Annotated in this window: 25 protein-coding genes, 2 tRNA genes and 2 pseudogenes; 20 read left to right on the top strand and 9 right to left on the bottom strand. The window is 60.1% G+C overall.

Going from position 1 to position 19,964, the window contains the following annotated elements; translation table 11 throughout:
- Position 1 precedes the first annotated feature (1 nt).
- The 6 genes from pal to nadA all read left to right on the top strand — a co-directional run bounded on the left by pal (position 2) and on the right by nadA (position 4,258).
- Positions 2-508: a peptidoglycan-associated lipoprotein Pal gene (pal, locus tag C167_RS0130485; RefSeq protein WP_017522099.1), complete on the top strand. Its 507-nt coding sequence runs from the start codon at positions 2-4 to the stop codon at positions 506-508.
- Between the two features lie 3 nt (positions 509-511).
- On the top strand, positions 512-1,354 hold the full coding sequence (ybgF, locus tag C167_RS0130480; RefSeq protein WP_017522098.1) for a tol-pal system protein YbgF: 843 nt from the start codon (positions 512-514) through the stop codon (positions 1,352-1,354).
- A gap of 193 nt (positions 1,355-1,547) precedes the next feature.
- Positions 1,548-2,195 carry a 7-carboxy-7-deazaguanine synthase QueE gene (gene queE, locus C167_RS0130475; RefSeq protein WP_026079376.1) on the top strand — a complete coding sequence of 216 codons (648 nt, stop codon included), beginning with the start codon at positions 1,548-1,550 and terminating at the stop codon, positions 2,193-2,195.
- Positions 2,196-2,232: 37 nt separating this feature from the next.
- A complete protein-coding gene (gene queC / locus C167_RS0130470; RefSeq protein WP_026079375.1) occupies positions 2,233-2,907 on the top strand; it encodes a 7-cyano-7-deazaguanine synthase QueC in 675 nt (224 codons plus the stop codon).
- A 59-nt stretch (positions 2,908-2,966) separates the two neighbouring features.
- Positions 2,967-3,042: transfer RNA gene (locus C167_RS0130465), tRNA-Lys, on the top strand.
- Positions 3,043-3,199: 157 nt separating this feature from the next.
- Positions 3,200-4,258 carry a quinolinate synthase NadA gene (nadA, locus tag C167_RS0130460; RefSeq protein ID WP_017522095.1) on the top strand — a complete coding sequence of 353 codons (1,059 nt, stop codon included), beginning with the start codon at positions 3,200-3,202 and terminating at the stop codon, positions 4,256-4,258.
- Positions 4,259-4,392: 134 nt separating this feature from the next.
- Here nadA and C167_RS0130455 read toward each other — a convergent pair whose 3' ends face one another.
- On the bottom strand, positions 4,393-5,829 hold the full coding sequence (locus C167_RS0130455) for a M48 family metalloprotease (RefSeq protein ID WP_017522094.1): 1,437 nt from the start codon (positions 5,827-5,829) through the stop codon (positions 4,393-4,395).
- Positions 5,830-6,056: 227 nt separating this feature from the next.
- Here C167_RS0130455 and C167_RS0130450 point away from each other — a divergent pair, with 227 nt between their 5' ends.
- Together C167_RS0130450 and C167_RS0130445 are read left to right on the top strand one after the other, a co-directional pair.
- Complete coding sequence (locus tag C167_RS0130450; protein ID WP_017522093.1) at positions 6,057-6,308, top strand: sulfurtransferase TusA family protein; 252 nt, start codon at positions 6,057-6,059, stop codon at positions 6,306-6,308.
- 54 nt (positions 6,309-6,362) lie between these two features.
- Positions 6,363-7,442, top strand: a complete 1,080-nt coding sequence (locus C167_RS0130445) for an AI-2E family transporter (RefSeq protein WP_017522092.1) — start codon at positions 6,363-6,365, stop codon at positions 7,440-7,442.
- A gap of 47 nt (positions 7,443-7,489) precedes the next feature.
- On the opposite strand, the gene C167_RS0130440 is transcribed toward C167_RS0130445, so the two are convergent.
- Both C167_RS0130440 and C167_RS0130435 read right to left on the bottom strand, forming a co-directional pair.
- Positions 7,490-7,963, bottom strand: coding sequence for a peroxiredoxin (locus C167_RS0130440; protein ID WP_017522091.1), 474 nt, complete (start codon positions 7,961-7,963; stop codon positions 7,490-7,492).
- Between the two features lie 24 nt (positions 7,964-7,987).
- Positions 7,988-8,545 carry a glycine cleavage system protein R gene (locus C167_RS0130435; RefSeq protein ID WP_017522090.1) on the bottom strand — a complete coding sequence of 186 codons (558 nt, stop codon included), beginning with the start codon at positions 8,543-8,545 and terminating at the stop codon, positions 7,988-7,990.
- Between the two features lie 171 nt (positions 8,546-8,716).
- Between C167_RS0130435 and dapA the strand changes: the two genes are divergently transcribed.
- From dapA to C167_RS0130410, 5 genes are all read left to right on the top strand, one after another.
- On the top strand, positions 8,717-9,595 hold the full coding sequence (gene dapA, locus C167_RS0130430) for a 4-hydroxy-tetrahydrodipicolinate synthase (RefSeq protein ID WP_017522089.1): 879 nt from the start codon (positions 8,717-8,719) through the stop codon (positions 9,593-9,595).
- A gap of 13 nt (positions 9,596-9,608) precedes the next feature.
- Entirely contained in the window at positions 9,609-10,799 is a 1,191-nt protein-coding gene (bamC, locus tag C167_RS0130425; protein WP_017522088.1) for an outer membrane protein assembly factor BamC, read from the top strand.
- Positions 10,738-11,496, top strand: a complete 759-nt coding sequence (locus C167_RS0130420) for an MBL fold metallo-hydrolase (protein ID WP_017522087.1) — start codon at positions 10,738-10,740, stop codon at positions 11,494-11,496. The genes bamC and C167_RS0130420 overlap by 62 nt, the downstream gene beginning before the upstream one ends.
- Positions 11,497-11,524: 28 nt before the next feature.
- Positions 11,525-12,235: a phosphoribosylaminoimidazolesuccinocarboxamide synthase gene (purC, locus tag C167_RS0130415; RefSeq protein WP_017522086.1), complete on the top strand. Its 711-nt coding sequence runs from the start codon at positions 11,525-11,527 to the stop codon at positions 12,233-12,235.
- Positions 12,236-12,329: 94 nt separating this feature from the next.
- A tRNA-Ser gene (locus C167_RS0130410) sits at positions 12,330-12,419 on the top strand.
- Between the two features lie 108 nt (positions 12,420-12,527).
- On the opposite strand, the gene C167_RS33125 is transcribed toward C167_RS0130410, so the two are convergent.
- Positions 12,528-13,118 (bottom strand): site-specific integrase, encoded by a 591-nt coding sequence (locus tag C167_RS33125; protein ID WP_017522085.1) that lies wholly within the window; start codon positions 13,116-13,118, stop codon positions 12,528-12,530.
- A 496-nt stretch (positions 13,119-13,614) separates the two neighbouring features.
- On the opposite strand from C167_RS33125, the gene C167_RS0130400 reads away from it, so the two are divergent.
- Together C167_RS0130400 and C167_RS0130395 are read left to right on the top strand one after the other, a co-directional pair.
- Complete coding sequence (locus tag C167_RS0130400; protein WP_017522084.1) at positions 13,615-13,956, top strand: hypothetical protein; 342 nt, start codon at positions 13,615-13,617, stop codon at positions 13,954-13,956.
- Positions 13,957-14,351: 395 nt separating this feature from the next.
- Positions 14,352-14,642 carry a hypothetical protein gene (locus C167_RS0130395; protein ID WP_017522083.1) on the top strand — a complete coding sequence of 97 codons (291 nt, stop codon included), beginning with the start codon at positions 14,352-14,354 and terminating at the stop codon, positions 14,640-14,642.
- Here C167_RS0130395 and C167_RS0130390 read toward each other — a convergent pair.
- Complete coding sequence (locus tag C167_RS0130390) at positions 14,639-14,935, bottom strand: hypothetical protein (protein ID WP_235154364.1); 297 nt, start codon at positions 14,933-14,935, stop codon at positions 14,639-14,641. The genes C167_RS0130395 and C167_RS0130390 overlap by 4 nt on opposite strands.
- A gap of 21 nt (positions 14,936-14,956) precedes the next feature.
- Between C167_RS0130390 and C167_RS35540 the strand changes: the two genes are divergently transcribed.
- From C167_RS35540 to C167_RS33120, 3 genes and pseudogenes are all read left to right on the top strand, one after another.
- Positions 14,957-15,091: a tail fiber assembly protein gene (locus C167_RS35540; RefSeq protein WP_017522081.1), complete on the top strand. Its 135-nt coding sequence runs from the start codon at positions 14,957-14,959 to the stop codon at positions 15,089-15,091.
- Between the two features lie 342 nt (positions 15,092-15,433).
- The gene (locus C167_RS35535; RefSeq protein WP_081596741.1) at positions 15,434-16,165 is read left to right on the top strand and encodes an acyltransferase family protein; all 732 of its coding nucleotides are present in this window, start codon (positions 15,434-15,436) and stop codon (positions 16,163-16,165) included.
- A 282-nt stretch (positions 16,166-16,447) separates the two neighbouring features.
- Positions 16,448-16,890: pseudogene (locus C167_RS33120) on the top strand (structural protein P5).
- A gap of 37 nt (positions 16,891-16,927) precedes the next feature.
- Here C167_RS33120 and C167_RS0130365 read toward each other — a convergent pair.
- The gene (locus C167_RS0130365; protein ID WP_017522080.1) at positions 16,928-17,173 is read right to left on the bottom strand and encodes a hypothetical protein; all 246 of its coding nucleotides are present in this window, start codon (positions 17,171-17,173) and stop codon (positions 16,928-16,930) included.
- Between the two features lie 125 nt (positions 17,174-17,298).
- On the opposite strand from C167_RS0130365, the gene C167_RS0130360 reads away from it, so the two are divergent.
- Together C167_RS0130360 and C167_RS33115 are read left to right on the top strand one after the other, a co-directional pair.
- Entirely contained in the window at positions 17,299-17,673 is a 375-nt protein-coding gene (locus tag C167_RS0130360) for a hypothetical protein (protein ID WP_017522079.1), read from the top strand.
- A pseudogene (locus C167_RS33115) lies at positions 17,670-17,927 on the top strand (hypothetical protein). Before C167_RS0130360 ends, C167_RS33115 begins: the two are co-directional and overlap by 4 nt.
- Positions 17,928-17,973: 46 nt before the next feature.
- Here the strand turns inward: C167_RS33115 and C167_RS0130350 are convergent.
- The 3 genes from C167_RS0130350 to C167_RS0130340 form a co-directional block, all read right to left on the bottom strand.
- Positions 17,974-18,645, bottom strand: coding sequence for a hypothetical protein (locus tag C167_RS0130350; protein ID WP_017522077.1), 672 nt, complete (start codon positions 18,643-18,645; stop codon positions 17,974-17,976).
- Positions 18,646-19,053: 408 nt separating this feature from the next.
- Entirely contained in the window at positions 19,054-19,419 is a 366-nt protein-coding gene (locus tag C167_RS0130345) for a hypothetical protein (protein WP_157791886.1), read from the bottom strand.
- Between the two features lie 101 nt (positions 19,420-19,520).
- On the bottom strand, positions 19,521-19,868 hold the full coding sequence (locus C167_RS0130340; RefSeq protein WP_017522075.1) for a carboxymuconolactone decarboxylase family protein: 348 nt from the start codon (positions 19,866-19,868) through the stop codon (positions 19,521-19,523).
- Positions 19,869-19,964: the final 96 nt, after the last annotated feature.

Raw genomic sequence — 19,964 nt, 5'->3', positions numbered from 1 at the left:
GATGGAAATGCTGAAATTCGGCAAGTTTGCCGTTATCGCCCTCGCCATGGCTGTTGCCGTCGGCTGTTCGTCCAAGAAAGGCGATGCTACTGGCGAAGGCGCCAATGGCGGCGTTGATCCGAACGCTGGCTACGGCGCCAACAGCGGTGCCGTTGACGGCTCCCTGAGCGACGAAGCCGCTCTGCGCGCTATCACCACCTTCTACTTCGAGTACGACAGCTCCGACCTGAAGCCGGAAGCCATGCGTGCCCTGGACGTACACGCCAAGGACCTGAAAGGTTCCGGCCAGCGCGTAGTCCTGGAAGGTCACACTGACGAGCGCGGCACCCGCGAGTACAACATGGCTCTGGGCGAGCGTCGTGCCAAGGCCGTTCAGCGCTACCTGGTACTGCAGGGCGTTTCCCCGGCTCAGCTGGAACTGGTTTCCTACGGCAAGGAGCGTCCGGTTGCCACTGGCCACGACGAGCAGTCCTGGGCCCAGAACCGTCGCGTTGAGCTGAAGAAGTAAGACATGCAGATGCGCCTGCGTTTTCTGACCTTGATCGCATGTGGACTGCCGCTCATGGCGGCAGCCGCGGTTCCGGTACAGGACGGCAATGGTGGCTATGCCAACCAGCCTCCCTCGGGTTATGGCACCGCAGGCGCTGAAGGCGCCTACGCCGGAGGCGGGATGACTACTCCCGTCTCCGGTCAGGCTCAGCTGTTCATGCAGCTGCAGCAGATGCAGGACGAGATGTCCCGTCTGCGCGGCATGCTCGAAGAGCAGCAGAACCAGATCCAACAGATGAAGCAGGAAAACCAGGAGCGCTTCCAGGACATCGACAGCCGCCTTTCCAGCGGTGCAGGTGCGGGAGCGGCCGGTGCTGCAGTTCAATCCAATTCCCCCGCTGCCGGCGTCAGTGCCGGAGCTGCCGCCGGAGCTGGCGTAGCCGCCGCCCAGCAACCGCAGTCCGCTGCCAGCAGCGAGCCGGGTGACCCGGCTAAAGAAAAGCTGTACTACGACGCTGCCTTCGACCTGATCAAGGCCAAGGACTTCGACAAGGCCAGCCAGGCCTTCGGCGCCTTCCTGCGCAAGTACCCGAGCAGCCAGTACGCTGGCAACGCGCAGTACTGGCTGGGAGAAGTGAACCTTGCCAAGGGCGACCTGCAGGGCGCCGGCCAGGCCTTCGCCCGTGTCAGCCAGGCCTACCCGAGCAGCGCCAAGGTGCCGGACTCGCTGTACAAGCTCGCCGACGTCGAGCGCCGCCTGGGCAATACCGACAAGGCCCGCGGTATCCTGCAGCAGGTCGTGGCCCAGTATCCGGGCACTTCCGCTGCCCAGCTGTCCCAGCGTGACCTGAAGAACCTCAAGTAAGGTTCCGCATTGTCCGAAAACCCGCGCCCGTCGCGGGTTTTTTCGTTAGAATTGCCGCCCCCGGAAAGCGCCAGTGGTTTCAGCTCGGCTGATGTCTGCTGTGTTCCGGGCCTTCCGGGCGCCTGTGAGCGCGCCCACGACTCCAACGCAACGGAGGCGGATGGCCTGTGTAGCCGTCACGCCCGTGGCTGATATGCAACAGACCCTGCGCATTACCGAGATTTTCTACTCGTTGCAGGGGGAGACGCGCACCGCCGGCTTGCCGACCGTGTTCGTACGCCTGACCGGCTGCCCCCTGCGCTGCAATTACTGCGATACCGCGTATGCCTTCAGTGGCGGCGAGATCCAGACCCTTGATGCAATCCTCGAGCAAGTCGCGCAGTACCGCCCGCGCTACGTCTGCGTGACGGGGGGCGAACCGCTGGCCCAGCCGAATTGCATTCCGTTACTTGAGCGCCTGTGCAATGCCGGCTACGACGTCTCGCTGGAAACCAGTGGCGCGCTGGATATTTCCGCCAGCGACCGCCGTGTCAGCCGCATTCTTGACCTGAAGACTCCTGGCTCCGGGGAAGTGACACGCAATCGCTACGAGAATATTGGCGAGCTGACGGCCAACGACCAGGTGAAGTTCGTCATCTGCTCCCGCGAGGACTATGACTGGGCTGTATCCAAGCTGATCGAGTACCGCCTGGAGCAACGTGCTGGCGAAGTCCTGTTCTCGCCTAGCCACCGTGAAGTGGATGCGCGTGCGCTGGCTGACTGGATTGTCAGCGACAACCTGCCGGTGCGCCTGCAACTGCAGCTGCACAAGATTCTCTGGAACGACGAACCGGGCCATTGAGCGCGGAGGAGACCTTCTTATGTCCATCAAGCAATCCGTGAACGACAAGAAAGCCGTAATCCTGCTCTCCGGTGGCCTGGACTCTGCGACCGTGATCGCCATGGCCAAGGCCGACGGCTACGACTGCTACACCATGAGCTTCGACTACGGCCAGCGCCACCGTGCCGAGTTGCAGGCTGCCGAGCGGGTCGCCCGTCAGTTGGGCGTGATCGAGCACAAGGTGATCGGCCTAAATCTGAACGGCATCGGCGGCTCGGCCCTGACCGACACCAGCATCGAAGTGCCTGAAGCGCCCAGCGAAGGCATTCCAGTGACCTATGTGCCGGCGCGCAACACCGTATTTCTCTCTCTTGCCCTGGGGTGGGCGGAGGTGTTGGGCGCACGGGATATCTTCATTGGCGTCAATGCCGTGGACTATTCCGGCTACCCGGATTGCCGCCCCGAGTTCGTCGAGGCGTTCGAGCGCATGGCGAACCTTGCGACCAAGGCGGGCGTAGAGGGTGACGGCTTCCGTATCCAGGCGCCTCTGCAGTTCCTCTCCAAGGCGCAGATCATCGAGGCGGGCATCGCCCAAGGCGTGGACTACAGCCTGACCGTTTCCTGCTATCAAGCCGATGAGGATGGACGTGCGTGCGGTAAATGCGACAGCTGCCGACTGCGTTCCGAGGGCTTTTCCGCCGCTGGAATTTCCGACCCTACGCGATATTTCTGAAAAAAGTTTTCGCGGGGTGTTGTTTTTACGTTAGAAATCAGTATTATACGCACCACGTCGGGTCGTTAGCTCAGTCGGTAGAGCAGTTGGCTTTTAACCAATTGGTCGTAGGTTCGAATCCTACACGACCCACCATCAAATCCTGTGAAAGCCCCGTGATCGAAAGGTCACGGGGCTTTTGCCATGTGCCGGAAAAAGCCTGCTGTACGGCCGTCGACGCCGCATCGCATCAAGGGCAGTGGTGATAAAATCGCCGGCATAATCAGACCGTGCCTGTTGAGGTTCTCACACGATGTCCCAGATTTCCGAACGCCTGCTGGTCCAGGCCCATCTGGCGGCGAAGCAGCCGCGGGTGCTGAGCACGCAGGAAGAGGCCGATTACCGTGCGGCCATCGCCGCCGAACTGAAGGCGCAGAATGCCGTGCTCGTGGCGCATTATTACTGCGACCCGGTGATCCAGGCGCTGGCCGAGGAAACCGGCGGCTGCGTATCCGACTCGCTGGAAATGGCCCGCTTCGGCAACCAGCATTCGGCGCAGACGGTAGTGGTCGCCGGTGTTCGCTTCATGGGCGAAACTGCCAAAATCCTCAATCCGGAAAAGCGCGTGCTGATGCCCACCCTGGAAGCGACCTGCTCCCTCGACCTGGGCTGTCCGGTGGAAGAATTCTCCGCTTTCTGCGACAAGCATCCCGAGCGCACCGTGGTGGTCTACGCAAACACCTCGGCAGCGGTGAAAGCGCGCGCCGACTGGGTGGTGACCTCCAGCTGCGCCGTAGAAATCGTCGAGCACCTGATGGACAACGGCGAGCCGATCCTCTGGGCGCCGGACCAGCACCTGGGTCGCTATATCCAGCGCGAAACCGGCGCCGACATGCTGCTCTGGGACGGAGCCTGCATCGTCCACGAGGAGTTCAAGGCCAAGCAATTGGAAGACCTCAAGGCGGTCTACCCGGATGCTGCGATCCTGGTGCACCCGGAGTCGCCGGAAGCGGTGGTGGACTTGGCCGATGCTGTGGGTTCCACCAGCCAGTTGATCAAGGCTGCACAGACGTTGCCGAACAAGCGCTTCATCGTCGCCACCGACCGCGGCATCTTCTACAAGATGCAGCAGCTGTGCCCGGACAAGGAGTTCATCGAAGCACCCACCGCCGGCAACGGTGCGGCTTGCCGCAGTTGCGCGCACTGCCCGTGGATGGCCATGAACACCCTGGAGCGCACCCTGGCGTGCCTGAAGGAAGGCTCGGGAGAAATCTTCGTCGACCCGGCGCTGATTCCCAAGGCGATCAAGCCGCTCAAGCGCATGCTCGACTTCACCCAGGCGGCGAAGCTTAAGCTGGCAGGCAATGCCTGATCAGGTTGAATGAATGAAAAAGCCCGGCCGATGCCGGGCTTTTTCTTGGCTGCTTATAGGAGCGAGCTCGCTCGCGAACCGCATGACACCAAAAACAGGGCGTTCGCGAGCAAGCTCGCTCCCACGGGGGCTGCTCAGCGGCCCATCATTTCCTTGAGAATGCGTTCCTGGTCGCGGAATTCCTGCTGGCGGGCATCCAGGCGCGCGGCGAGGGTGAAGTTGCCGCCGGCGCGGCGCTTAGCGAAATCCAGTTGCTCGATCGCCTGCTTGTAGTCGCCAGTGAGCGCGTAGTACTCCGCGCGAGCCTGGTACACACCAATGGCGTTGCCACTCAGGGTGCAGGCGTCGGCCAGGCGACTCCAGACGTCCGGGTCCAGCGGACGGCGCTGGGACAGCTTGAACAGCGTCTTCTCGGCGTCGGCAGCGCGGTTGGTCTTCATCATCAGGTCGGCGTTGGCCTGGATCAGCGGATAGCTGTCCGGGTATTGGCCGAGCATCTTCTGCACTCGCGCCTGGGCATCGGGCAGCTTGTTGGCGGTAATGTCGACGTCGGCCATCGCCAGGTTGTAGCTGATGTCGTTGGGGGTCTTGGCCAGCAGTTGCTGGAGATTGCTGCGGGCCTCGTTGAGCTGGCCGATCTTGGTCTGCGACAGCGCCAGGCCGTAGCGGGCAGCGTCGTTCTTCGGGTCTTCGTCAAGCTGGGCGCGGAACTGCTTGCTCGCCATGCCCGGCGTGTCCTCGAACATCTGCTGGACACGGGCGCGCATCAGCTCGTAGCGCAGCGAGTCTTCCTTGCCGCCCTTGGGGTACTGCTCGGCGCGGTTGCGGGTGTCGGCGATACGCGATTCGGTCACCGGGTGCGTGAGCAGGAATTCCGGCGGCTTGCCCTCGTAGCGGTACTGGCGGGCCAGGCGTTCGAACATGTTGGGCATGGAGCGCGGGTCGTAGCCTGCACGGACCATGGTGGCGACGCCGACGCGGTCGGCTTCCTGCTCGTTCTGCCTGGAGAAGCGCAACTGGTTCTGGATCGCCGCTGCCTGGGTGCCGGCAATGGCAGCGATACCGGCGTCACCGGCGCCGGCGGCTGCGGCGACGATGCCCGCCAGCATGGCGGCCATCACCGGAATCTGCATGCGCTGCTGTGCTTCGATGCCGCGGGCGAAGTGGCGTTGGCTCAGGTGGCCGAGTTCGTGCGCCAGTACCGCAATGTACTCGCCTTCGGTCTGGGCATAGATGAACAGGCCACCGTTGACGCCGACCACGCCGCCGGGAGCGGCGAAGGCGTTGATCTGCTTGTCGCGGATCAGGATGAAGGCCAGACGGTGATCCTGCAGTTCGCTGGACTCGGCAAGGCGGTAGACGCTGGACTCGACATAGTCCTTGAGTTGCGGATCGTTGAGCGTGTCGACCTGGTTGCGCAGCATGCTCAGCCAAGCGCGGCCGAGCTGGAATTCCTGCTCCGGGGAGACGATGGACGAGCTCGCGTCCCCCAGGGAAGGAAGGTCGTCCGCCAAGGCCGGCATGGCGAAGGCGACAGCGAGCGACAGCAGGGCAGGGCGGAGTACTTTCATGTACACGAGGCTCGTTCCGAGAAAGGCTCTACTTTAGCTGCACGCTAACGCCTATGCCTAGTTTGCAGGACAGAAGTGCGGGGCAATTCGAAATGGGTATTTCCGCTCCGCTGCCGTTTTAACCCCCCGAGGGTGACGGTTGGATTAATGATCAGCGTCTCGGTCGGGCCTGGTTACTTTTCCAACGCTTTCGGTATTCTTGGGCGCCCTGACTGGAGTTCGTTTCGATGTCCGATTCCACGCCGTCTGTCCCCGCCTGTGACGCGGAGCTGGACGCCAGCGGTCTCAATTGTCCGTTGCCACTGCTCAAGGCCAAGCTCGAGCTGAACCGTCTTCCCAGCGGAGCGGTGCTCAAGGTAATCGCCACCGATGCGGGTTCCCAGCGCGACTTCCGCGTTTTCGCCGACCTTGCCGGGCACTCGCTGCTGCATGAAGAGGTCGAAGCCGGCGTCTATCGCTACTGGCTGCGCAAGAAGTAGCCGCTGATCCCCAGCAACGGTGACGTTGCCCCTTTCGTTTTGCAGGTTTCGTTGATGCTCAAGGTTTTGCAGAACTGGATGCAGCGCTATTTCTCCGATGAGGAGGCGATAGTGCTGGCGGTCATTCTCGGGCTGGGATTCACCGTCATCCTGGCCTTTGGCGGGATGCTCGCGCCGGTGCTGGCGGCGATGGTCATCGCCTTCCTCATCCAGGGCATGGTCGGCGTGCTGGAGCGCTTGCGCGTACCGCACCTGTTCGCGGTATGGCTGGTGTATTCGCTGTTTCTCGGCCTGCTCGCGGTGTTCCTGCTGGTGCTGGTGCCGCTGCTGTGGAAGCAGTTGTTCACCCTGTTCAACGAGTTGCCCGGCATGCTCGGCGAATGGCAGGCGACGCTGTTGATGCTGCCCGAGCGCTACCCGGACATGGTCACCGAGGAGCAGGTACTGCGCACCGTCGAGGCGGCGCGCAACGAGTTGGGCCAGCTCGGCCAGTGGGCGCTGACCTTCTCCCTGTCGGGCCTGCCGGTGGTGGTCAACATCATGATCTACCTGGTGCTGGTGCCGATCCTGGTGTTCTTCTTCCTCAAGGACCGCCGGCGCTTCTACCACTGGTTCCGCCGCTACCTGCCCCGCGAACGCGGGCTGATGAAGCAAGTGTGGAACGAGATGAACCAGCAGATCGCCAACTACATCCGCGGCAAGGTCATCGAGATCTTCATCACCGGCGTGGCGACCTACATCGCCTTTGCGGTGCTGGGCCTGAACTACGCGGCGCTGCTCGCGCTGCTGGTTGGCCTGTCGGTGGTGGTGCCCTACATCGGCGCGGTGGTGGTCACCGTGCCGGTGGCAATGATCGGGCTGTTCCAGTGGGGCTGGAGCGACCAGTTCATCTACCTGATGGCCGCCCACGCGATCATCCAGGCGCTGGATGGCAACGTGCTGGTGCCGCTGCTGTTCTCCGAGGCGGTGAACCTGCACCCAGTAGCGATCATCTGTGCGGTGCTGCTGTTCGGCGGGTTGTGGGGCTTCTGGGGCGTGTTCTTCGCCATCCCGCTGGCGACCCTGGTGAAGGCCGTGCTGGATGCCTGGCCGCGCCAGCCCACGCCGGAGCGCCAGGTCAGTCCGATGATGTAAACGAAAAAGGCCGCTGATCGGCGGCCTTTTCCTGCGTGCGGTATCGCTCAGACCCTGTTCAGTTCCTGGGCGGCAGCGAGCACGGCATCCACATGGCCGGGCACCTTCACGCCGCGCCATTCCTGACGCAGCACGCCCTTGGCGTCGATCAGGAAGGTGCTGCGGTCAACGCCCATGTATTCCTTGCCGTAAAGCTTCTTCAGCTTGATCACGTCGAACAGCTGGCAGACCGCCTCGTCCTTGTCGCTGATCAGCTCGAAGGGGAAGCACTGCTTGGCCTTGAAGTTCTCGTGGGACTTGATGCCGTCGCGGGAAACACCGAACACCAGGGTGTTGGCCTTGGCAAAGTCTTCGATCTTGTCGCGGAAGCCCTGGCCTTCGGTGGTGCAGCCCGGAGTGCTGTCCTTTGGGTAGAAATACAGGACGACCTGCTTGCCCTTGAGCTCGGACAGGCGGAAATCGACGCCGCTGGTGGCCGGGGCCTGGAAATCGGCGACGGGTTTGTTCAGTTCGACTGCCATGAGAAATTTCTCCTTGAGAGCCCCTTACGGGTGCTGCGGACGCCAGGGCTCGATCAGTGCATCCAGGTTCAGTGCATCGGCGAAGTCGAGGAACTGATCGCGCAGCCAGCTGATCTGGGTGCCGGCCGGCAGGGTCACGGTGATGGTGGCGTTTAGCATGCGGGTGTTGGTGTGCGGCGCTTGATAGGTGTCGCAGGTGAGGTTCTCTAGCTCGATGTTGTGATCGATGAAGAACTGGCAGATCTCGTTGAGGATATCCGGGCGATAGACGGCGCTGACATAGGCCACGTAGGGCAAGGCCTGGGCACGGGTGACATGGACATTGCTGCGGGTGACGCTGAGGGTGAAGCCGTGGCGCTTGGCCAGGGGCGACAGGCCGCCTTCCAGGCGCGCAAGGGCATCCCAGCTGCCGGAGACCTGCAGGACCAGAGCGCTGAACTCGCCGTGACGGGTCAGGCGGCTGCTGACCACCGAGCAGCGATTGTCGACGCAGGTGCGGCACAGCACACTGGTCAACTCCATCGGGTTCGGGCCCAGAGCACTGATCAGAAGGAATTGTTCACGAGGGTGAGAGGTGGACATGCAGCTTTCCTGGGAGTGGCGGCCAAGCGGGCCGCATCGACAAAGGAGAAAGGGTAGCGAAAAGCGCCGGCAAGGGGAATGTCTGGCCGCTCGTGGGTCGCTGCGTCACCTTGTGCGTGGCCGGTGGCGACAGTACCATTACGGCTTTCTTTTTCCGGCAGGAGCGGTTGCATGATTGCGGGCAGTATGGTGGCGCTGGTCACCCCCTTCGATGCTCAGGGTCGACTGGATTGGGACAGCCTCGCGAAGCTGGTGGACTTCCACCTGCAGGAAGGTACCAACGCCATCGTAGCGGTCGGCACCACGGGTGAGTCGGCCACTCTGGACGTGAAAGAACACCTGGAAGTGATCCGTCGCGTGGTCGACCAGGTCAACGGCCGCATCCCGGTCATCGCCGGCACCGGCGCGAACTCCACCCGCGAGGCCGTCGAACTGACCGAGGCTGCCAAGTCCGGCGGCGCCGACGCCTGCCTGCTGGTGACCCCGTACTACAACAAGCCGACCCAGGAAGGCCTGTACCAGCACTTCCGCCATATCGCCGAAGCCGTTGCCATCCCGCAGATCCTCTATAACGTGCCGGGCCGCACCGCCTGCGACATGTTGCCCGAGACCGTCGAGCGCCTGTCCAAGGTGCCGAACATCGTCGGCATCAAGGAAGCCACCGGTGACCTGCAGCGCGGCAAGGAAGTACTGGACCGCGTCGGCAAGGAATTCCTCGTCTACTCCGGTGACGACGCCACCGCCGTCGAGCTGATGCTGATGGGCGGCAAGGGCAATATCTCGGTGACCGCCAACGTTGCTCCGCGCGCCATGAGTGAGCTGTGCGCCGCCGCCATGCGTGGCGACGCCGCCGCTGCGCGCGCCATCAACGATCGCCTGATGCCCCTGCACAAGTCGCTGTTCATCGAATCCAATCCCATCCCGGTCAAGTTCGCCCTGCACGAAATGGGGCTGATTCCAGAGGGCATCCGCCTGCCTCTGACCTGGCTCAGCCCGCGCTGCCACGAACCGCTGCGTCAGGCCATGCGCCAGACCGGCGTTCTGGCTTAAGGAGCTCCCTCGCATGAAGCGACTGGCAGGACTGACTGCGCTCGCCCTGGTTATCGGCAACACTTCCGGCTGCGGCTGGCTGTGGGGCCCGGAAGGCTACTTCCGCGACCGTGGCGACGATTACCTGAACGCCCGTGAAACTGCACCGATGAAGGTGCCTGAGGGGCTGCAGAGCAAACAACTCGACCCGCTGCTGCCGATCCCGATGAACGTCGCCACCAGCACCGAGAAGGAAGGCGATTTCGAAGTGCCGCGCCCGCAGCCGCTGTCCGGCGCTGGCGAAGTCAGCGACTTCAGCCTGCAGAAGAGTGGCGATTCGCGCTGGCTGGTTGCCCAGCGTCCGCCGGCCGAAGTGTGGCCGGTTGCCCACCAGTTCTTCCAGGATAACGGTTTCTCCATCGCCAACGAGCGCCCGCAGACTGGCGAATTCAGCACCAACTGGCAGCCGCTGTCGCAGCTCTCCGCGTCCCTGGCGCGTCGCCTGAGCAGCCGCGTGTCGGGCGTCGAGCCTGACAGTGAAGCGCGCGTTCGCGTGCGCATCGAGCCGGGCGTGCAGACCAACACCAGCGAAGTCTACGTGCTGAGCGAAACCCGCCCGGCCGGCAGTACCGCCACGGGTGATTGGCCGACCAAGCCGGCCGTGCCGAGCCTGGATGCTGCACTGCTCGACGAAATGATCGCCAGCATGGCCACCAGCGCCGAGAAGGGCGGCTCCGTCTCCCTGCTCGCCGCGCACTCGGACTACGACACCCCCGGTGCCGTCCAACTGAACAAGGACGGCAGCGGCAACCCGGTGCTGACCATCGACTCCGACTTCGACCGTGCCTGGGTCAGCGTGGGTCGCGCCCTCGATCGCGCCGACATCCGGGTCGACGACCTCAACCGCAGCCTGGGCGTGTACTACGTCAACATCGCCGAAGGCGCGAAGAAGAAGGACGAAGACAAGCCTGGCTTCTTCAGCCGCATGTTCGGTGGTGGCGAGAAGACCAAGGAAGAAGAGGACGCCAAGGCCCAGCGTTACCAGGTCCGCCTGACCAGCGTGAGCAACACCGTCCAGATCACCGTCGACAAAGACATCAACACCTCCGCACCGGCTGACGTGGCGCAGGGCGTGCTTGAGAAACTCCAGGAGAGTATGCGGAATGCACTTCGCGGTCCTGGGGAGCGGAAGCCGGGGCAATTCGGCCTTGGTGAGCAGTTCTGACACCCGGATACTGATCGACTGCGGCTTCCCGCTGCGTGAAACCATCCGCCGTCTGGCGCGCCTGGGCGTAGAGCCCGGGCAACTGGACGCGATACTGGTTACGCACGAGCACTCCGATCACATCAACGGCGTCGAACTGCTGGCCCGGCACCATCGAATACCCGTATACCTCAGCGCCGGTACCCTGCAGGGAATGCGCAAGCCGGTGACCCCGGCGGGGTTGCTCAAATGCGGCGACCGCCTGGTACTGAAAGACCTGGAAGTCACTGCGGTGAGCGTCTCCCACGATGCGCGGGAGCCTCTGCAGTACGTGTTTTCCGATGGCCGGAAGCGCTTTGGCCAGCTCACTGATCTGGGAGCTGCCACGGCGCAGGTGCTGGAATGCTATCGTGGCCTCGACGCATTGATCGTCGAAGCGAACCACGATACCGACATGCTGGCCCGCGGTCCGTATCCCTATCCCCTCAAGGTCCGTGTAGGCGGCCAATGGGGACATTTGAACAACCGGCAGGCCGCCGAACTGGTGGCCCAGCTGGGCTGGGAAAGCCTGCAGCACCTGGTGCTGGCGCATCTCAGCGAAAAGAACAACTCGCCGCAGCTGGCCCGGCAAAGCTTCGTCGACACCTTAGGGTGCGACCCGGACTGGCTGCAGGTAGCCGATCAGCATTCTGGACTCGACTGGCGCACCATCGCCTGAGTCCACCCCTAAGCAAGCGGAGCCCATCATGGAAAAACGCGAAGAACTCTATCGCGGCAAGGCCAAGTCGGTTTACACCACCGATGACGCCGACCGCCTCGTCCTGCTGTTCCGCAACGACACCTCGGCGTTCGACGGCAAGCGCATCGAGCAGCTCGATCGCAAGGGCATGGTGAACAACAAGTTCAACGCCTTCATCATGCAGAAGCTCGAAGCCGCCGGCATTCCGACTCAGTTCGACGCCCTGCTGTCGGACAACGAAGTGCTGGTGAAGAAGCTCGCCATGATTCCGGTCGAATGCGTCGTGCGCAACTACGCCGCTGGAAGCCTGGTACGCCGCCTGGGCGTGGAAGAGGGTCTGCAACTCACCCCGCCGACCTTCGAACTGTTCCTGAAGAACGACGCCCTGGGCGACCCGTTCATCAACGAATCCCATGTCCAGGCCTTCGGCTGGGCGACCCTGGAGCAACTGGCCGAAATGAAGGCCTATTCCTTCAAGGTCAACGAAGTGTTGAGCAAGCTGTTCGACGACGCCGGCCTGCTGCTCGTGGACTTCAAGCTCGAGTTCGGCCTGTTCCACGGCAAGATCGTCCTTGGCGACGAGTTCAGCCCGGATGGCTGCCGCCTGTGGGACAAGGAAACCCGCAAAAAGATGGACAAGGACCGCTTCCGTCAGGGTTTGGGTGACGTTATCGAGGCCTATGAAGAAGTTGCGCAGCGTCTCGGCGTTCCGCTCTGATCTGACCAGCGCACGCAAGCGCCTGATACCACGAAAAAAATCCTGAAACAGGGCTTCGCCTTCAGGCTTCAAGCTGGTATCATGCGCGCCGCACGGAGAGATGCCGGAGTGGCCGAACGGGACGGATTCGAAATCCGTTGAACCAGCAATGGTTCCTAGGGTTCAAATCCCTATCTCTCCGCCATTACATATGGCCGAAGCCCCTGAAATTCCTAGAGTTTCAGGGGCTTCGTCTTTTCCGGATCTGCCATTTAGGACAGATTCCAGCGCTTACAGGCCCCGCTGCGCGCTCCTAGGCCTGCTCTCTGAATCCCATCATCTGCGACACGAGCGACGCCATGCTCTTGGTGTCTGTCGGAATCCATCGGCCATAGTGCTTGCGTACCATCGTCGCGTCAGTGTGCCCGAGCTGGCGCGCCACCCATTCCACCGGAACGTAGCTCGACAGCGCTTGGTTGGCGAAGGTATGCCGGCATTGGTTCGCCCCGCGGTGCCGCACGCCGTTGCGCTTGAGGTGCGGGGTCAACCACTTGCTGACCGTTTTTGCCGTCCAGGGCAGCCCGCTGATGCAGTTCCGGAACAGTAGACGGACTTCCTCCTGCTTTTCCGTCACGTTGTCCCGATGGGTAACGGTGGTCTGCATTGGCGCCTCACACTCGGCGTCCTTGAAGATGTCGTCCAGCAGGGCCAAGAACGGGTCGGTCAGCTCGACGAAGCGGAGGCGGGCGTGTTCCGTCGGCACCTTGAGTTCGGTGATCACTCTGGCGCGCTTCATCCACACCCCACCAGCCTCGCGGTCCACATCGTCAACGCCCAGGGCGATGATCTCGCTCAGGCTGAGCCTGGCCCAGCATTTGAACAGGACCATGCGCACATTCGCCATGCGCGCCGAGTCGCCGACGGTCAGCTTGTCGATCTCCTCTCTGGTGAATGGGGCGGCCGTCTCCTGTTTGTCGTCCGCTTCTTAGGGGGGTAGGGGGCGCAAAGCGTGATGTCGTTGATTTATTGCTGCTGCGAAAGGTACGGATCAGTCCTTCAAAAAATCTGTAACTTCTCGCGCTTCGTCCTTTACACATCAAGGAACGAACTATTTTTAAGATGGGGGCCGCAGAGTGCGGAAACGAAGAGCCCCCAGGTGCTACCAACACCTGATGGCTCGAATGAGCATCGTCCATTGGGAGAACTTATCTTGACGAAGCATAGGCGCTGAATTTGCGGCTGCAAACACCTTTTCAAGAACGTCGAACTGGCCTTCCTGATGATGTCATCGGGTCAGACAGCTGAGCCACCACTGTAACCGTACTGTGCCGTAGTGGCGCAATGGCATGGAGTGGGGTAAGTTCGGATCGCCCGGCAATGAACCGGATTAAGGAGCTTTTGTGAGAAAGATCGCCACAGCACTCTTCATCGCTCTAAGTGCGCACGTCGAAGCGTCAAGTGTTGACGTTGCAGGGAAGTTTGAACAACTCAAGGGCACTAGGGAAATGGCGTATTACATGCATGCAACTATGCAGGCTTTTACCATCGCGAACATGGAGCTTGAGATTTCCCGCCACCCTCCAATTTACTGCCAGCCCCGAGAGTTCAGCGCAGTAGATGTGATAGCCATGACATCCAATCAAATCTCGATAGCAAAAAAGGTATACGGGGAAAAATTCGACGAAATGCCCATTGGGATTGTGCTTTTAGATGCGCTTAAGACGAGCTTCCCTTGTCGGTGATCAGAGAACTGCCAGTGAATTTTGTTACGTTTCGGTTGCCCGGCATGAGGCGAATCAAGGAGGAACTGATGAGGTGATTCGTTTGCGATAGCCCTGAGGCCGAAGTGCTCCCAGTGCAGGCGATCGCGCGTCAGTAGAGTGCAGCGATTGCGGCTCTTATGAGATTTCAGAAACAGTCATCGAGATGTTGAGCAAGGCTCATTGGCTGGAAACGGAAGCCGTGCAACGCTGGATCAGTGAACGCCACGCCGCTGATCACAAGCGACGTTGCTGTGTATGACGGAGGACTTCGGGCCGACGGCTAGAGAGCTGCTTCAGCACCCTCCGCTCAATCCAACACACCAAGGGAATGGCCTTGCTGTTCCCTGTCGTGGTCTAAATCATCTGGAGGGTTTTTGATTCGAATCTTTGAAGATGACGATTCAACGGAAGCGATTCTCGAACAGGGCATTGCCGGCGTCACGGGAGGTCGGATAAGCACCCGCAATAAGTTGGCTCAGGTGCACGCCTTAGCTCAGCGGACTCATCACCCCGAAGTAAATACGCTCCCCACCGTCCACCACTTCTGGGTTGAGCTTGCGTTCATCTATGACGGTGCTGAATACAGATACTGTGAGGCGAAAAATGCCGTTGTGGCGTCCTACGACAAGCTCTTGGAGGAGCAGGAAATTTCAACTGGCACCTAGGCGCGCCTCTTGTCGCCGTTCAGGTTGGTGACTTCCTTGGCGCTTGCGGCCCAGGAAAGACTCTCGCCTGTGGTGCCGCGCTTGAACTGGGCGGTGCGCTTGTAGAAATCCAGTGCCTCCTCGGCAACCTGAAACGAAACGCGGTCCGTGATGCCTTCAGCCTGCAGTTGCTGGTCTATCTGCTTCTTCAGGAAATCGTGCGTGTTCATTGCCCCACCGACTTGTTGTTGCCGTTGTAGTACCCAGACCAGCCGGGGATGCTGAATCGAAGCCTGCCAGGGCAGCAGAGCCATTGATGATCGCCCCGCTGCAGGATGCGGTGGATCTTGGCGACGCAACTGATGCTGAGGTGGGTGGCGCTCCTGAAAAGCTGGAAGCAGTATCGGGTTGCCGTGAACCGTATCGATCTTACCCAGCTCGGCCTCAGGTTGCCTTCGCAGCCGAGCTAGCGGGGCGGCTTGGTACTTGTGATGTGTCCTTGTTGTTTCCGATCTTGAGATATCGTGTAGGAGGAAATACAATCCCATCTAAGTTGCTTGAGTGAAAGTTTATTGGGTTTTGCTCGGGCTTTAGATGGCCAAGGAGAGCTTGATGTTTCGTGGATTTTTAAAGGCTAGATATTTATTCGAATTTGAAAAGGTTCGCGGTAATAATTTTACAATTCTGCGATTTTTCTTGGCTTTCGCTGTTCTGTTTGGGCATTCATTTCCTTAGTGGAAATGGTAGCGATCCTATCACTATGCTGATTCTTCCTCATGCTTGGATAGGTAGCATAGCGGTAGGGGGGTGCTATAAGCGGTTTTCTTGTTTCTGCCTCGATATCAAATAGAAGTTTTTCTGATTTTGCTATTTCTCGCATATTAAGATTGTATCCGGCAGTAATTGTTTACTCTCTTGCGGCTATTCTAGTTATTGGTCCAATCGCATCCGGTGTTCCGCTTTCCCAGTATTTTCAACAGAATCCTTGGGTAAATATGTGGAACGCGACCCTGTGGGAGTGGAACTATAATCTTCCATATGGATTCCCTGGAAGGCCATTTTCTGGTGCTACAAATGGCTCCACGTGGACCCTCCCAGTAGAGATGCGCTGCTATGTTGCGTTGTTTATATTGGGCTTGCTCGGGGTTTTCAGATCGAAGGTGATTTCAAATATTGTCCTGGTCTCTGTTCTTGTGCTATCGAAAACCGAATTTTCAGATTTTCCACTTTTTGGCTCCACGGCTAACTTTAAAGAGCCGCTTCTTTTCTTTATTGTTGGTAGTTTGTTTTGGGTTAATCGAAGGTTTGTCCCATTGAATTGGCTGTTGTGTGCCGGTCTTTTGTTGGCTACCTTCGTTGCTGCAGGTTCTAAGTTTTATTTTTACATATACATACCAACTGTTGCATATGTTATATTTGTGATTGCCTACATGTTGCCGCATGTTGATATGGATAAGTTTGGGGATATTTCGTACGGCCTATATATATATATGCTTGGCCGATACAGCAATTGGTTTGGGCTCCCGGTCAAAATGCGTATGTGAATGCTTTTTACGCGAGTGTAATAGCAATCCCTGTTGCCTATGCTTCGTGGCGTCTGGTGGAAAGCCCCGCGCTTAAATTGCGCGCATACCTTGGTGGTGGAGCAATTAAGTCGCTCCCTAAAAGATCAGCTGAAGCCTGAGTAAAAGAGTCGCGAATGCCCACCTTGTGCGGGTATTTTTTTGTCTGGAGAAAAGCACATGCCACTCGCCCAGCAGCAACTGCTGCAGATACTTCTGATCGCCGGCCAGAGAGAGCTGGCGTTTTTGTTTCTGAGACCAGCCATGAATACCCGAGGTCTCCGCAACTGCAAGCCTGGCAACATCGACTACAACCCTCGCAACACCTGGCAGGGCCAGCTTGGCCTGGAGCTTGGCGTGCCGAAGCCGCGCTTCGCCCGATTCGATACGCCCGAGAACGGCATCCGCGCTCAGGGCAAGCTCCTGCTGGCCTATCGCGGAAAGGACGGGATGCTTGGCGTGGGCGGGCCCCGTATCGACACCGTGCGCGAGACTATCAGCCGCTGGGCGCGAGGCAACGAGAACGGCACCGAGGGGTACATCGGCGCGGTGGTCAAGTCACTGGGCGTTCAGCCCAGCCAGGTGATCGACGTTCGGTTGCCGACAACTCTGCGTGGCCTGGTGGTGGCCATCATCCGGCATGAGGACGGAGGTGTGCCCTACCAGGCGTGGCGATCAATGAGGGCATGCGGAGGGCGCTTGCCTGAGAGATAGCGCATTTGACGCGGCGAAGGGGCGGAGTGGTTAGCGGCGCCGGGCGTCGCTAAAGAACCGGGCGATTAGTATAGGGTTTGGTGCTACGGGAGATTGGGAGTCTGCGCCATTCAACTGCTTCAAGGCGTACACCTCGGCAGCGTCGAGGTTGAGATGGCCCTGGATATCTCTGAGCTGTTCAACTAAAGCGGAAATGATGGTCTTTAACGCCTGTATGTCCGCTTTCTGCGGCCGCACTTCAGCTGTAAGTGCTACGATTTCGTTATCGATATGCATTACTTATGCCAGTAAGGAATATGGCCTAAAAAGCTCGTTCTAGACGCTTTGAATGTATCAAAAATTATACGGCACGATTTCGCGTGATGGCAATGTGATTTCATTCGGTTCTCCAGGAGACCTCAATGACTGAAGTGGCCTGGAGGATTCTCGGCTTGGCACTGTCTGCCTTGATATTACTCACCACGGGTTTCGGCCTTGGTATGTGGCAGTCGACTAACCATCTCCGGCCGCAGCTCGACGAAAGTGCCGCACTACTGGTGATGTGCAAGTGGGCCTGGGGCAACCTCGAGGAGTTGACCAAGGAGCAGAACGCCAAGCTCGGTCAGTTGGCCAATCAGGCCGAGCAGTGGCAGGCGAAGGCCACCCAGGCGGTCGCCAATGCCCAGCAGCAGGCCGGCCAGCATTACGCCGCCGCCCAGCGGCTCCAGCACGAGCGCGCCGATGGCGACCAGTGCGCAGCGTCAGAGGCGGTCATCGACAAGGAGTTGGGGCTATGAAGTGGCTTCAGGTGTTTGTTGTTGCGCTGGTGGGATGCGCCGGCCAGGTAGAGCCTGGGCCGCGCACGGTGCGCGTCGAGGTGCCGGTGGCGATTCCGTGCCGCCCGCCGGCAGTGGAGGTACCTGGCTGGGCGACGGCTTCGCTGTAGAAAGACGATAGCCTGCAAACCAAGGTTCGTGCCTTGCTGGCCGAGTTGGAGCAGCGGAAGGAATATGAGCTTCAGCTGCAGGCGGCGGTGTCAGCACGTCAATGAATGGCGCGCAGGGCTGAGTCTGTAGGAGCAGAAATTCCAATATGGCTTACGGGGCGACAGTTGATTCGGGCTGCCTCAAATACTCTGCATTCACGAAAGGGTCAGCAGTCTGGTACTCGCCGACCTTTTCGCCGACGCAGGCCAACGGCATGACGCGAAGCTCAACGGAGGCATCACCAACAGTCACGATCTTCTGTAAGGAGATAGTGCATGCAGGCTGGTTGAACTGATTGCGGGTGTACTGATACCAAGCCTCATAATCTTGGCCCGGTTGGGGAGTGAAGATGATCGGAAATGGCTTGCAGTAAACTGAGCCAGGTCCGCCCGCCACGTAGCCGACGACGAGGGGCTGGTTTGCAGGAACGACGTGCTCATCGTAATAAAGGCGAGACTCGTTAATTTGGGCAGTCGACTTGCTTGCAGGCATGCCGACGACGAAGTTCTCCTCTCGCCGGAACATCTCACCCAAATGCGCATCGCCTTTTTTCCAGCCCGCCCGCTCAGGATCTGCCTGGGCCGCGGTGTCGTTGTAGAAACTCTCGCAACTTTTGCCGCTTACATACCCGCCTTGGATCATCCCTTGGGCGAAGAGACGAATGCGTGCCATCGACGAGGGGTCATATCTGGATGCTTCGGCTTCGTTCCGAACATTGGCTTTCTGGGTGGCGCCGCATCCGGTGAGGCTGAGTGCAACTATTGCGACAACGAGTGTCTTCATGACTGGTGCTGATCCTTCAGACGGTGGTGATTTCCTATAACGGGCGAGAATACACGAGCCTCATTGGCTGTAGCAGCGGCTCTTCCGCGACAAAGCGAAGCTGCTCCACCTGACATCGCATTATCGCTCCATTGCAGCTTCGTTTGGGGGGCGCCGCATACAGCGAGCGCTCGTTGAGCCTAATTCGCGGGAAATCTTAGGGCAGGTTTGCGCTCCCTCTCCCTCCTTTTGCGCCCGCCGAGAAATTCGCAGCCCAGACCTTAAGGGGCCTGCGAGGGTATATAAGTAGATCCCCTGTGGTTCAAATCCCTATCTCTCCGCCATTACATATGGCCGAAGCCCCTGAAATGCCTAGCGTTTCAGGGGTTTTGTCTTTTCTGGCTCCTGAAAACGCTGCCCAGCGCTTTATTACCCGCAATATCCATCCATCTTCTCCCGGTTCCCTTGCGTGGGATTCGCCTGGTACTGCTGTAGCCAGAATTGGCACGGCGCGCTGTTGAAGCGCTTTTCCTGCTCCGTTCTCTCGATCTGTTGATTCTGCTGATCCTGCACAGCCTGCTGACGTTGCAGATACTGCTGGAACATTTCCTCTTTGCTACGCGGTGCTGGCGGAGCAATCGGCGCTGTCTGGGTTGGCGCAGCGAGGCGGGTGACGGCCGGCGGCAGTTCGGACCAGGCCAGCCAGGCGGTTGCGGCGACGGCGAGGCAGCCAAGCCAGATTCCGGCGGCAATGCTGAAGGTGAGTTTCCAGAAGCTGACATTGAGTTCGGGCATAAGCAGAGGCTGTGGTTGGCGAAGTCCCACAGATACCTCATCCGCACCCTTGACGGAAGGAGGCAGGCCCGCCACGCCTTGCTGCGTCGCGGGCTGAGGGCTCATTTCGGAGCGGCGGCGGACTCGTAGGCTTCGAGGGCTCGCAGGGAGTAGATGTAGGCGGCGCCAGCGTTGAGGGAGATGGCGGTGGCCAGGGTCTGGGCGATCTCGGCTTCGGTGGCGCCGGCCTTGCGCGCGGCTTCGGCATGGACGCCGATGCAGCCATCGCAGCGGGTGGTGATGGCCACTGCGATGGCAATCAGTTCGCGGGTCTTGGCATCCAGGGCGTCACCATCAGCGGCAGCGGCTTCCAGGGCCTGGTAGGCGGCGATCATCTTCGGGTGCTTCTTGCCCAGCGCGCCGAAGGCTTTCTTCACGGCGGGAACGTACTCGGACCAGTTGAACAGCATGATGCTTCTCCTTGAGGCCGGCAGGGATGGGGTGTGGCCTTGAAGCTTAGTCTGCGTCAGCCGGCGTGCCTCGTATTGTCTGTTCCGCTCAGTTTT

The sequence above is a fragment of the Pseudomonas nitroreducens TX1 genome (assembly GCF_000313755.1).
Classification (GTDB): domain Bacteria; phylum Pseudomonadota; class Gammaproteobacteria; order Pseudomonadales; family Pseudomonadaceae; genus Pseudomonas; species Pseudomonas nitroreducens_A.
Note: the sequence above shows the minus strand (reverse complement) of the source record. Positions and strands in the feature narration are given on the sequence as shown.

Bases quoted from the DNA above. Each gene is read 5' to 3' on its own strand.
- pal (WP_017522099.1), top strand. From the start codon at position 2: ATGGAAATGCTGAAATTCGGCAAGTTTGCCGTTATCGCCCTCGCCATG.
- ybgF (WP_017522098.1), top strand. From the start codon at position 512: ATGCAGATGCGCCTGCGTTTTCTGACCTTGATCGCATGTGGACTGCCG.
- queE (WP_026079376.1), top strand. From the start codon at position 1,548: ATGCAACAGACCCTGCGCATTACCGAGATTTTCTACTCGTTGCAGGGG.
- nadA (WP_017522095.1), top strand. From the start codon at position 3,200: ATGTCCCAGATTTCCGAACGCCTGCTGGTCCAGGCCCATCTGGCGGCG.
- C167_RS0130455 (WP_017522094.1), bottom strand. From the start codon at position 5,829: ATGAAAGTACTCCGCCCTGCCCTGCTGTCGCTCGCTGTCGCCTTCGCC.
- C167_RS0130450 (WP_017522093.1), top strand. From the start codon at position 6,057: ATGTCCGATTCCACGCCGTCTGTCCCCGCCTGTGACGCGGAGCTGGAC.
- C167_RS0130445 (WP_017522092.1), top strand. From the start codon at position 6,363: ATGCTCAAGGTTTTGCAGAACTGGATGCAGCGCTATTTCTCCGATGAG.
- C167_RS0130440 (WP_017522091.1), bottom strand. From the start codon at position 7,963: ATGGCAGTCGAACTGAACAAACCCGTCGCCGATTTCCAGGCCCCGGCC.
- C167_RS0130435 (WP_017522090.1), bottom strand. From the start codon at position 8,545: ATGTCCACCTCTCACCCTCGTGAACAATTCCTTCTGATCAGTGCTCTG.
- dapA (WP_017522089.1), top strand. From the start codon at position 8,717: ATGATTGCGGGCAGTATGGTGGCGCTGGTCACCCCCTTCGATGCTCAG.
- bamC (WP_017522088.1), top strand. From the start codon at position 9,609: ATGAAGCGACTGGCAGGACTGACTGCGCTCGCCCTGGTTATCGGCAAC.
- C167_RS0130420 (WP_017522087.1), top strand. From the start codon at position 10,738: ATGCACTTCGCGGTCCTGGGGAGCGGAAGCCGGGGCAATTCGGCCTTG.
- purC (WP_017522086.1), top strand. From the start codon at position 11,525: ATGGAAAAACGCGAAGAACTCTATCGCGGCAAGGCCAAGTCGGTTTAC.
- C167_RS33125 (WP_017522085.1), bottom strand. From the start codon at position 13,118: ATGGCGAATGTGCGCATGGTCCTGTTCAAATGCTGGGCCAGGCTCAGC.
- C167_RS0130390 (WP_235154364.1), bottom strand. From the start codon at position 14,935: ATGGCTCTGCTGCCCTGGCAGGCTTCGATTCAGCATCCCCGGCTGGTC.
- C167_RS35540 (WP_017522081.1), top strand. From the start codon at position 14,957: ATGCGGTGGATCTTGGCGACGCAACTGATGCTGAGGTGGGTGGCGCTC.
- C167_RS0130365 (WP_017522080.1), bottom strand. From the start codon at position 17,173: ATGCATATCGATAACGAAATCGTAGCACTTACAGCTGAAGTGCGGCCG.
- C167_RS0130360 (WP_017522079.1), top strand. From the start codon at position 17,299: ATGACTGAAGTGGCCTGGAGGATTCTCGGCTTGGCACTGTCTGCCTTG.
- C167_RS0130350 (WP_017522077.1), bottom strand. From the start codon at position 18,645: ATGAAGACACTCGTTGTCGCAATAGTTGCACTCAGCCTCACCGGATGC.
- C167_RS0130345 (WP_157791886.1), bottom strand. From the start codon at position 19,419: ATGCCCGAACTCAATGTCAGCTTCTGGAAACTCACCTTCAGCATTGCC.
- C167_RS0130340 (WP_017522075.1), bottom strand. From the start codon at position 19,868: ATGCTGTTCAACTGGTCCGAGTACGTTCCCGCCGTGAAGAAAGCCTTC.